The sequence below is a fragment of the Bacillus pseudomycoides DSM 12442 genome, from assembly GCF_000161455.1.
Taxonomy (GTDB): domain Bacteria; phylum Bacillota; class Bacilli; order Bacillales; family Bacillaceae_G; genus Bacillus_A; species Bacillus_A pseudomycoides.
Genome location: NZ_CM000745.1, coordinates 5,617,248 through 5,630,225 on the forward strand (window position 1 = coordinate 5,617,248; position 12,978 = coordinate 5,630,225).

The 12,978-nt window shown below is 43.2% G+C and carries 3 protein-coding genes; all 3 read right to left on the reverse strand.

The annotated features are described in order from the left end of the window. On the reverse strand, positions 1 to 4,758 hold a 4,758-nt coding region (locus BPMYX0001_RS32540), incomplete at its 3' end, for a non-ribosomal peptide synthetase (RefSeq protein WP_033799540.1). Continuing rightward, positions 4,755 to 11,225: a non-ribosomal peptide synthetase gene (locus tag BPMYX0001_RS28420; protein ID WP_006097600.1), complete on the reverse strand. Its 6,471-nt coding sequence runs from the start codon at positions 11,223 to 11,225 to the stop codon at positions 4,755 to 4,757. The genes BPMYX0001_RS28420 and BPMYX0001_RS32540, both read right to left, overlap by 4 nt. Positions 11,226 to 11,227: 2 nt before the next feature. Then, positions 11,228 to 12,978 (reverse strand): condensation domain-containing protein (locus tag BPMYX0001_RS28425; protein WP_033799541.1); only part of this gene is annotated, 1,751 nt, incomplete at its 5' end.

The window sequence follows — 12,978 nt, forward strand, 5'->3', positions numbered from 1 at the left end:
TGTATCCAGTTCACCATAGGTCCACTCTCTCATTTGATCGACCACTGCAATCGCATCGGGACGTCGTGCTACTTTGTCCTCAAATCTGTCGCAAATAAGACCCTCTTGGGACATTTCCATTGCAGTGTCATTCCATGTCTCTAATAACAAATCACGCTCAAATTCGGAGAGCATACTCAAACTATTCAACGGTTTTTGTGGATGATGAGAAACTTCATGTAGCCAGTTCTCAAAATGTCCTGCCATTCGTTCGATGGTTGTAACATCAAATAAATCCTTATTGTATTCAAAAGAGAAAATTAATCCTTCTTCCGCCTCGGCTGCCATTACACTTAAATCAAATTTTGCGATCGAATTATGGTTTTCTATCATTTCGATTCTTCTACCAGACAACACCGGAAGCTCTTGTTTCATATTTTGTAAGATGAACATCGTCTGGAAGATCGGAGAATGACTTGTACTCCGCTCAGGTTGCACAACTTCCACAATTTTTTCAAATGGAATATCTTGATATTCATACGCCTTCAATGCTTTTGTCCGCACCTGAGACAACAACTCTTGGAATGTCGGTGCGCCACTCAGATCAGCCCGATAAACCAACGTGTTGACGAAGAAACCGATTAATTCTTCAATCTCTCTGTAATTACGATTCGCAATTGGACTTCCGACGAGAATATCTTCTTGTCCTGTATAACGAGAAAGGAAGCTTTGATACGCAGCCAACAGAGTCATAAAGAGCGTCGCCCCTTCTTGACGACTGAGTTCGTTCAGTTTGTCGCGTAACGAACGTGACAGCAACACAGTGTGTGTCGATCCACGATGGGTTTGCACCGCAGGACGCGGGTGATCCATCGGCAGTTGTAGCACAGGAAGCTCACCAGACAATTCTTCCTGCCAATAGTGGAGTTGCTGTTCAAGCACTTCTTCCTTCAACCATCCCTTTTGCCATTGAGCAAAGTCCGCATATTGGATCGGTAATGGTTCAAGTTCTGCTACCCTCTCATCCGTTGCTTCCTCATAGAAAGCTATCCATTCTTCAAGTAGGACTCCCATCGACCATCCGTCCGAAACGATATGATGCAGGGTGCAGAGGAGGATCCATTCCTCTTCTCCCACTCGCAAGACGATTGTCCGAATCAGTGGGCCCTCTCCTAAGTCAAATGGCACTTCTGTTTCTTGCTGAATTAAACGATTAACTTCTGCGTCTCGCTCTTCCGGAGAAAGCATAGTTAAATCCATTTGAGGAAGGGACCGGAAAGCATACGGTTGAATCTGCTGCACAGGATGACCATCCATTTCATGGAACACAGTCCGTAAAGATTCATGACGCTCTATCAGCTGATTCCATCCCGTCTCCAATGCTTCAGGTACCCAATTTCCTGTAAGACGGCATACCATCGGCATATTATAAAGTGCACTATTAGGCGTGAATTGGTCAATAAACCACAGGCGCTGTTGGGCATAAGAGAGCGGAATGGCTTCTCCCCGTTCCATCGGCATAAGCGGTGGAATCTCTCGTTTTTTGTCCCCTTTACGCAACTGATCCAGTCGCTTCGCCAGTGCCTCCACCGTTGTAAACTCAAAAAGTTCACGCACCGGTAGTTCGATTTGGAAGACTTCTTGTAAACGTGAGACAACTTGGGTAGCGAGTAGCGAGTGGCCACCAAGCTCGAAGAAGGAATCCTGAACACCAATATTTTCTATGCCTAACACTTGACTCCATACCGATGCGACGAGCTCTTCCACTGGTGTTCGCGGTGAGACAATATTTACGCTCATGGGCTGTCCGTCCAATGCCAGTAAGGCTTTGCGATCGATTTTGCCATTCGGAGTGAGTGGCATCACTTCCATCTCGACAAAGTATGCCGGAATCATGTAATTCGGTAATTGCGTCTTGAGGTGCTCACGCCATTCTCCAGTGTCTCCTTCACCCACCACATAAGCTACTAACTGCTTGTCTCCAGGATGATCTTCCTTCACTAACACAACAGCCTCTTTCACAGATGAATGATCGTGTAGGAACGCTTCAATCTCTCCCAGCTCAATCCGGAATCCTCTGATTTTCACTTGGTTATCTATTCTTCCGATATACTCCACATTGCGATCATTCAGATACCTCACCAGGTCCCCCGTCCGATAGAGCCGTTCCCCTTCCTTAAATGGATGCGGAATAAAACGTTCAGCAGTTAACTCTGGACGATTGAAGTAACCACGTGCCAAGCCTACACCACCAAGGTAAAGTTCCCCAGCCACACCTATCGGTACCACCTGTTGGCTTTGATCTAGCACATACAATTCGGTATTATCAATCGGACGACCAATCGGAATAAGCAACGGTTCTTTTTCTAAATCACAATCATAGTAAGTGACATCTACAGTCGCTTCTGTAGGACCATACAAGTTGCTTAACTTCGTTTGCTGAGAATCATAAAACACACCCTTAAACCGGCGAACTTGTTCGGTATTTAACGCTTCTCCACTGGTAAAAACCTGACACAAAGACGATACGTCCTTTTTCGCTTTGAATTGTTCCATATAATCCAAGAAAGTAGATAACATCGACGGAACAAAGTGCATCGTGGTCACGCGATATCGCTCAATACACTCCTCAATCATTGCAGGATCCTTCTCGCCACCCGGTGGAAGTAAACAAACACGTGCTCCTACAAATGACCACCAAAATAATTCCCAGACAGAGACATCAAACGAAAACGGCGTTTTTTGAAGAATCGTATCCTGTTCAGATAATGGATAGTTTTTTTGCATCCACTGTAATCGGTTGATAACCGAGTGGTGTTCAATCATCACTCCCTTAGGATTCCCTGTCGAACCCGAAGTGTAAATGATATACGCCAAGTTGTTTGCTGTCACTCCGCTCACTGGTGCCAAGCTACTCTCTTTAGAAATCGCTGCTTGATCTCGATCCAAACAAATCGCTTGGATGCCTTCAGGCAACCAACCCTGTAACGCTTCCTTTGTTAAAAGCACTTGGATCTGCGAGTTCTCTAAAATGTATCTCAGGCGATTTTCAGGATAACTCGGATCCAGTGGGACATAAGCCCCACCTGCTTTGAGAATCCCTAAGAGACCAATAATCATTTCGGGTGAACGCTCGACACATATACCGACCAATGACTCAGGTCCTATATCCCGTTTCTGTAAATAATGTGCCAATTGGTTCGCTTTCTCGTTGAGTTCTTGATACGTCAGCTGTCCACCTTCATACACTATCGCCACCGCTCCAGGTGTACGCGCAACCTGCTGCTCAAACAGTTCGTGAATCATGCTCTCATGTGAATAAACTACGTCAGTGTCATTCCATTCTTCCAAGAGCTGCTTCTGTTCTGTGTCCGCTAGCATCGACAGCTTTGTAAATGATTCATCTGGATGATGAACAATTTCGTTCAACCAGTTTTCAAAATGCCCTGCCATACGTGCAATGGTTCTACTGTCAAATAAATCTGTATTGTATTCAAAAGAGACAAATAGACCTTCTTCCACCTCATAAGCGGTTAAACTCAAATCAAATTTCGCGATGGAAATATTACTTTCTATCATTTCCAAACTTCTCCCAGACAGCTCTATTCGTTCTTGTTTTATATTCTGTAGCGTAAACATGGTCTGGAAGATGGGCGAATGACTCGTACTCCGTTCAGGTTGTACAGCTTCTACCACTTTTTCAAACGGAATATCTTGATATTCATACGCTTTCAACGCCTTTTTCTTTATCTGAGACAAAATCTCCCGGAACGTCGGATTTCCACTGAGATCCGCTCGATAGACTAACGTATTAACAAAGAAGCCGATTAATCCCTCTACTCCTTTATGGTTCCGATTCGCAATCGGACTTCCGACAAGAATATCTTCTTGCCCCGTATAGCGAGCAAGAAAGCTCTGATATGCAGCCATTAAGGTCATGAATAAGGTAGATCCTTCTCGTCGACTTAAATCCTTCAATGAACTGAGTAGTGTGTGAGGAAGAATCACATGATACGTGTCCCCAGCGTACGTTTGCGTAACCGGTCGAGGGCGATCCACTGGCAGTTGTAGTATAGGAAGCTCACCGGACAATTCTTCCTGCCAATACGTAAGTTGTCGATCTAGCACTTCACCCTGCAACCACTGCCTTTGCCATTTCGCAAAGTCTGCATATTGAATCGATAGCGAACTTAGTCCAGCAGGCTTCCCACTCATTTCTTCCTCATAGAAGGCAAGCAATTCATTGATCAATATGCCGATGGACCACGCATCAGAAATAATATGGTGCATGGTACATAGCAATAACCATTCCTCTTTCCCTAATTGAACCAGTTGATTACGAATCAAAGGGCCATTCATTAAATCAAACGGATCCTGCGCTTCTCTAGCAATCAAACTCTCTATCTCTTTTTCCTTTACTTCCAGAGGAAGGTGAGAATAATCCTCTACAGGTAGTTTTCTAGGAAGGAATTCCACAATATGTTGCATAGGTTGGTCTCCAACTTCCTTAAAAACGGTGCGTAATGATTCATGACGCTCAATGAGTCGATTTAATCCCTTTTCCAATGCTTCAGGTATCCAATTTCCTTTTAGACGCCATACTGTCGGAATATTATATACTGAACTGTTTGGGTTAAATCGGTCCATAAACAACAAACGTTGTTGTGCATAGGACAACGGAAGCGCTTCTTTATTCTCCTTTTTCTGCATCTGCTTCTGAAGCCACGCTCTCTTCTCAGGAGAAAGCGAATTCAACTTTGCAAGTAAATCACTTCTCATTTTTTCACACCTTCCTCAACCAAGTTTCTCTCGAATATATCTTGCGCTTCTTCCTCTGATAACTCTTCCAATTGCTTAAGAAGTTCAAGTAACTCTTCATCATTACTCGCTGCTGCTTCATTTTGAATATAGTCTTGAAAACTTACATTCTCCTTACTATCATTCTGCGTTTGCTCATTTCCACTACAGCGCAACTGATTAACCCGTTCTGCCAATTCCTGCACCGTAGTATACGTAAATAAATCATGCAGTGGTAACTCAATTCCAAAGGTTTCATTCAGATTAGAAACAGCTTGTGTAGCGAGTAATGAATGGCCACCTAGTTCAAAAAACGAATCATGAATCCCGATATTTTCAGTGCCTAAAATTTGATGCCATATCGAAACAATCGCTTCTTCTGTAGGGGTACGAGGGGCAACATAACCACCCTCTGCTTCCTTGCGCTCTGGTGCAGGTAAGGCTTTCCGATCGATTTTTCCATTTGGGGTGAGTGGGAATGCTGTCAATTCGACAAAGTGTGCCGGAACCATGTAATTTGGTAACTGGGTCTTGAGATAATCACGCCACGCATGAGCATTTCCTTCTCCCGCTACATAGGCAACTAAACGCTGATCACCCGGATGATCTTCGCGTACCATCACAACGACTTCGTTAACTGATGAATGACTTTGTAACGTCGCTTCAATCTCCCCTAGCTCAATCCGGAATCCACGGATCTTCACTTGATGATCGATCCGACCGAGATAATCCAAATTCCCGTCCGGTAGATATCTCACAAGATCTCCCGTCCGATATACTCGCTCCCCTTCTTTAAATGGATGCGGGATAAAACGCTCGTTTGTTAAGTCAGGGCGATTTAAATAGCCACGCGCCAAGCCTGATCCCCCAAGGTAAAGCTCACCCACTACACCAATCGGGACCATTTGCTGGTTTGCACTGAGTACATATACTTCTGTGTTAGAGATGGGTCTACCAATCGGTGGCACCTTGTGCATGACGTCCTTTTCTAGCTTCATATACGTAGAATAAGTAGTATCTTCGGATGGACCGTATAGGTTGTACACCTTTTCAATCGGACTTCTCTCATACAAGTGCTGGACCAGTGACTGTGGCAACGGTTCTCCAGCCAAATTCATCACTTTTACCGAAGAAGGGATTAACTTTGCTCGAACCAGTTCCTTCGCTGCTGATGGCACAGTATTGACCAAGGTCACATCCTTCGTAGACAACTTGTCCAGATGAAGGGCACTTTCAGCGACAATTACCTTGCCACCCCTCGTCAAAGGAACAAATACTTCAAAAACCGATAGATCAAAGGATAGTGAAGTTGAAGCCAGCACTCCTGCTAATTCCTGTCGGGAATAGGTTTGATGTGCCCAATGGATCATCGCCAACGTACTCCGATGCTCAATCATCACTCCCTTAGGATTGCCAGTGGATCCTGAGGTATAGATGATATAAGCTAAGTTATCGCTTGTCACTTCACTCGTACATACGGTCGTTACTTCCTGTTCGATCGCTGCTCGATCACGATCGATACAAATCATATTAACCGATTCAGGTAACGTCATTTTTTGCTGCAACTTGTCCTGTGTCACCAGTACCTCGATTTGAGCATCCGCTAAAATATACCGTATCCGACTCTCCGGATACGCAGGATCAATCGGAACATACGCTCCTCCTGCTTTCATGATTCCTAAGAGACCGACAATCATCTCGGATGAACGTGTAACGCTGATCCCAACCAATGATTCGCATCCCACACCCCTCTTTTGAAGATAATGGGCCAACTGATTGGAGCGTTCGTTCAGTTCTTGATACGTTAGCTCCTCATCTTCGCACACTACCGCGATCGCTTCTGGCGTTTTCTCCACTTGTTCCTCAAACAATGTATGAATCGTGCTTTCACGTATGGCCACGACACCTGTGTCATTCCATTCCTCTAGTAACCTCTTATATTCTGCTTTCGATAGCATATTCAGCTTTGATAGTGAATCTTTTGGATGAGATACAATTTCATATAACCAATGTTCAAAATGACCTGCCATTCGTTCAATAGTTGCAGCATTAAACAAATCGGTATTATATTCAAAAGTTAGCAATAACCCTTCTTCCGTCTCCGATGCAAATAAACTCAAATCAAATTTGGCAACCGAAGTATGATTTTCCATCAGCTCCATGTTTCTTTCAGATAGCTGAGGTAACTCTTGTTTCATATTCTGTAAGGTAAACATGGTTTGGAAAATCGGTGAATGACTGGTATTCCGTTCAGGTTTTACGGCTTCTACCACTTTCTCAAACGGAATGTCCTGATACTCGTATGCTTTTAGTGCTTTTTTTCGTATCTGCGACAGAAGTTCTTGGAACGTCGGATTTCCACTGAAATCAGCTCGATAAACCAACGTATTTGCAAAGAAACCTATTAATCCTTCAATCTCTTTAACATTCCGGTTCGCAATCGGGCTTCCAGCCAAGATGTCATCTTGTCCCGTATAACGAGAAAGGAAGCTTTGATACGCCGCCATCAAGGTCATAAATAAGGTGGAGTCTTCTTGCAGACTTAATTCCTTGAGCTTTTCCCGTAAGGAATTCGCCACCATCAGAGATTGACTTGCACCACGGTGGGTTTGAACAGCAGGTCGAGGACGATCCATCGGTAATTGCAAGACCGGTAACTCACCGGCCAATTCTTCCTTCCAATATTGAAGGTGCTGATCAAGATTCTCTTCTTTTTGCCATTCTTTTTGCCACATGGCAAAGTCCGCATATTGAACAGGTAACTCCCTCAGTTCAACTGGTTTTCCACTAATGGCTCCTTCATAAAAAGCCATCCATTCTTCGAGTAAGATTCCCATTGACCACCCATCCGAAACAATATGATGCATCGTACAAAGAAGTACCCATTCCTCTTTGTCCACTTTCAAAATTCGTGTTCGGATCAAAGGACCTTGTCCCAAATGAAATGGTTCCTCCGCCTCGTTTTGAACGAGCCGCTTCAACTCTCTTTCTCTGTCTTCCAGAGGGAGAGTTGTTAGATCCATTTGAGGGAGAGGTCTGAAAACATGCGACTGAACCTGTTGAACGGGTTCACCCTCTCGCTCTTGAATTACCGTCCGCAATGATTCATGACGTTCAATCAACTGATTCCATCCCGTCTCCAATGCTTCAAGTGACCATTTTCCTGTCAGTCGACATGCTGCATGAATATTGTACATCGCACTATTTGGCATTAATTGATCCATGAACCATAGGCGTTTCTGTGCGTAAGAAAGCGGAATAGATTCTTCCCGCGACATAGGTACAAGTGGTGGAATCTCTCGTTTTTTATCTCCTTTACACAACTGATCCAGTCGCTTCGACAGTGCCTCCACCGTATCGTACTTGAAAAGTTCACGTAGCGGGATTTTGATCTGGAATGCTTCTTGTAATCGAGAGACGATTTGGGTAGCGAGTAATGAGTGCCCACCACGTTCAAAAAAAGAGTCCTGAATGCCGATATTTTCTATTCCTAACACTTGACTCCAAACCGAGGCGATGAGCTCTTCCGATGACGTTCTTGGTAGGACGTTAAACTCTCCCATAGATTGTCCTTCCGGCGCTGGTAAGGCTTTTCGGTCGATTTTCCCATTCGGAGTAAGTGGGAAATATTCCAACTCTACAAGGTGTGCTGGAACCATGTAATTCGGTAATTGGTCCTGGAGATACGCTCGCCAATTTTGGATATTTCCATCGCTTATCACATACGCTACCAATCGCTGATCACCAGGGCGATCTTCTCTCACTAGCACGACAGTCTCTTTAATAGACGAATGCCTTTCTAAAGTCGCTTCAATTTCTCCAAGCTCAATCCGAAAGCCACGCACTTTCACTTGATGGTCCATTCTGCCTATAAATTCTAAATTCCCATCAGTTAGATATCTTACTGAATCTCCGGTTCGATATAGCCGTTCTCCTAATTGAAACGGATGCGGAACGAATCTTTCAGCAGTGAGATCAGGTCGGTTTAAGTAACCACGCGCTAAACCTGCACCACCAATATACAACTCACCCTCTATCCCTATCGATTGCAAGCACTGATTCTGATCTAATACATACAGCTGAATATTTTGTATTGGATTACCAATACAAACAAATTCTTGATGGGGTTGACAGTCAAATGCATTCACGTAAATGGTTGCTTCTGTTGGTCCATAAAAGTTGGTCAATTTTACTTGTCCGCTCTGATTCCAGTGCTGTTGAAATCGTCTAACCAACCCTGGACTTAGCTCTTCCCCACCGGAAAACACATGACGCACGGACGAACATTTCAGTTTCAAATCAATATGATCGAAATGGTCTAAGAAAACAGATAGCATCGAAGGAACAAATTGGACAACAGTAACCTGATGCTTCTCTATCACTTCAGCTATTATAGAAGGATCCTTTTCTCCACCTGGAGGCAGGAAGGATACACATGCTCCTACACTAATACCCCAAAATAACTCCCACACCGATACATCAAATGAGAATGGTGTTTTCTGCAAGACCACATCCTTTTCAGAGAGTGGATATTGATGTTGCATCCATTCAAGATAATTAATCACCGAATGATGCTCAATCATCACTCCCTTTGGATTACCTGTAGATCCTGAAGTGTACATAACGTATGCTAAATTTTTTCCTGTTACACTGCTTGTACATGCGATCGGTTCTTCCTGTTCAATCGCAATGCGATCTTGATCCATACAAATTGTTTCGATTTGTTCGGATATACCTATTTTTTCTAACTTTTCTTGCGTCACTAGTACTTCGATTCTAGCATCTTCTAATATATAGCGTAGCCGATTCTCGGGATACGTAGGATCAAGTGGAACATAAGCTCCTCCTGACTTTAGAACCCCTAGCAACGCTATCATCATTTTTGGCGACCTTTCCATATATACACCGACTAAAGACTCTGGACCCACACTACGCTTCTGTAAATAGTGAGCTAGCTGATTAGCACGCTCATTCAGCTCTCTATAGGTAAGTTTCTCATTTTCATAAATAACCGCGATCGCTTCTGGCGTTTTCTCCACTTGCTGCTCAAATAACGTATGAATCATGCTTTCAGATGAATATTCTACTTGGGTATCATTCCATTTCTCTAGCAGTTGTACCTGCTCTTCCATTGTTAAATGGGTAATTTCGGATAGCTTTGAATCTGAGCTTTTCGTCATCTGAATTAATGTTTGCGATAGATGATCCTGAATCCGATGAATGGTCTCTTCATCAAAATGATGGCGGTCATACATCAACTTCAAAGTAAATTCCTTACCTGGCATTGCAATGAGCGTCAAAGGATAATTTGTTTGTTCTGCACTTTGGACCTCTAGTAATCTTAAATCAGCATTGCGCTCTCCTTGGATCGGGTAATTTTCGAACACATACAAGGTATGAAATAAAGTACTGCTCCTTGGAACTTCACTCCACCCTTGAATATCGACCAACGAATTATACTCGTATTGTCTCCGTTCCATTTCTTTCATCTGTATCTTACGGAGCCAGTCTACTACTGATGTATCATTCTTTACATGAATTCGGGTAGGCAATGTGTTAATGAATAGACCAACCATTTTCTCTGCCCCTGCTAATTCAGTAGGACGTCCAGAGCTAGTCACACCAAATACGATATCGCTTTCACCGCTATACCGGCTCATCAAGTAAGCCCAGGCTCCTTGCACTAACGTATTTAATGTTAGCTGACTATTTCGTACCCACTCTTGTAAAGTTTCAGTCAGTTCCTCAGATAGCTGATAAACGCTCTCTCCATAACCCTTCTCCTGCCCCTGGTCACTTCTTTCCATCGCTAATGGCGTAGGTGCATGAAATCCTTTTAATTCTTCTGTCCAGAATTTCTCAGCTTTACTTCGATCTTGTTTATTAATCCACTGGATATATTTTTTATAGGGAAGAGACTTTGGAAGATCGAATGCTTCTCCCTTTATCATCTTGAGATAAACTCCCATCACTTCACCGAAGATCAGGGACACACTCCACCCATCCAACAAAATATGATGATGCGTCCAAATGATTCTCGTTTCTTCTTCTGCTTCTTTAATCACAGTGATTCTCATCAACGGTGCTTCGTCTAACGAAAACCCTTTTCTCCGATCAGCATTCAAAAACTGGTGTAATTTCTTTTCCCTATCTCCACATGAAAGAGCGCTCCAGTCTTCTCGACGAATAGTAAAAGGAAGACGTTGATAAACAGCTTGCAATGGCTTTTCTACTTCCTCCCACACAAAAACAGAACGTAGAATCTCATGTCGGTGAATGACGTATTCCCAGGCCTTTTCGAAAGTAGCAACATCCAATCGATCACCGAGTAAGAAACCTACCTGTACAATATAGGAAAAAGAATGCTCATCATCTTGATCATATAAAGTATGAAACAGTATCCCTTTTTGCAAAGGTGATAATCCGTATATATCGATAATGTCCCCCATCGTTACACCCTCTTCTTTGTTAATTTAAGTAATACTTTACTCAAGCTTTCTTCCGTAAGAGCCTCTGCATCAGCAAAGTCAGATACCGTAAAAGCAGACTCTGTCGTTGGTGGATTTATCAGTAGACGAAGTTGATTCAACATGGCATCTGCTATCGCTTTAATCGTCAATCTAGAAAACTGTTTTCTACTATACATCCAAACAAAATGTAACTTCCCATCTTTCACCATACCAACAACATCAATCGGGTGAGATGGTTTCGATTCTGGAGCATGGTCTAAGCGTGTAAACCCTGTCTCTTGCATAAACAAAGATTCTTTGGAAAACACTTGATCAAATTGTCCCAAATAGTTAAAGCTTATTGATGGTTTTTGCTGCTGATAAAACGGAAGCAATTCTCTGCTCAAGTAGCGTAAAATGCCATAATCAATGCCCTGATTCGGAATTCGACGCAATTGCTCTTTCACAGCCTTTAATCCCTCAATAGGTGTTGTTGTTCCTTGAAGATCAAGGTGAACGGGATAAATACTCGTGAACCAACCCACTGTCCGCGATAGATCAACGCCTTCAATCACCTCTTCTCTCCCATGTCCTTCCAAGTGAACAGAAACCTTATGCTGATTTGTACAGTCAGCTATAGCTTGTACTAATGCCGTCAATAGTACCTCGTTAATCCTTGTCTTATGAGTCATCGGAACTTCTTGTAACAACGCGTGGGTCTCTTCTACTCCCAACGTTATCGTCACTTGATCAATCGATGCTTCTGTCGTTTCCTGTATAGGGTAGTCCATCGGAATCGTCATCACTTGTTTTTCTGCCTGTTCATGCCAATAATCTTTTACTTCTTTTGAAAGATCTGACTCACTGTATGCCTGTAGTCGTTCCGACCATTCTTTAAAGGATGTACTTTTCGCAGGTAACTGAACCCTCTGATCTTGTTTCATCTGGTTGTATACGGCCTGTAAATCTTCCAATAGAATTCGCCATGATACCCCATCTATTACTAAATGATGAATCGTCCAGAATAATCGATCGTTCCCATTCGAACCGTCATCAAAGTACACTACTTTCATCAACGGCCCTGTAAGTAAATTGAAACTGGCTTGAGTGATATCCATCTCTTCTTGTATCACTTGATTCCACGCTTGTTGATCAGCATCGTTCCGCTTTACCACACGAAGTACAGACTGTTCATCGATTCCCTCATTTCTCTGCTTCCAGGTTGCATTTGGTAACTGTTCATACCGGAAACGTAAGGCATCATGATGTTTGAGTAAGTTTAATAGGACTTCCTCTAATAACTCCACATCCAATCTCTCTCTTACTCTTAAAAGCATCGATTGATTCCAATGTTGTGGACGCGGATGTTCTTGCTCGAAGAACCAATACTGAATTGGAGTAAGCGGTACCTCTCCCGTCACAACCCCCTGATCCGCTTGTACTCCCTGATCTTCTTTGACTACTTGCGCCAACTCGGCAATCGTTGGGCATTCAAACATTTGCTTGGGTGTAAGTTTTAATCCCAATTGACTCGCTTGTGATATGATCTGAATGCTGAGAATCGAGTCCCCACCAATTTCAAAGAAGTTATCATGGATTCCCACCTTTTTAATCCCTAATACTTGCTTCCAAATGGTAGCCAGTGTTTCTTCTTTACCATTCCGGGGTGCAACACATTCACTTTCAATTTCCCTCTCCTCTGGTACAGGCAAGGCCTCACGATCAACTTTACCGTTAGCAGTTAGTGGAATAA

Bases quoted from the DNA above. Each gene is read 5' to 3' on its own strand.
- BPMYX0001_RS28420 (WP_006097600.1), bottom strand. From the start codon at position 11,225: ATGGGGGACATTATCGATATATACGGATTATCACCTTTGCAAAAAGGG.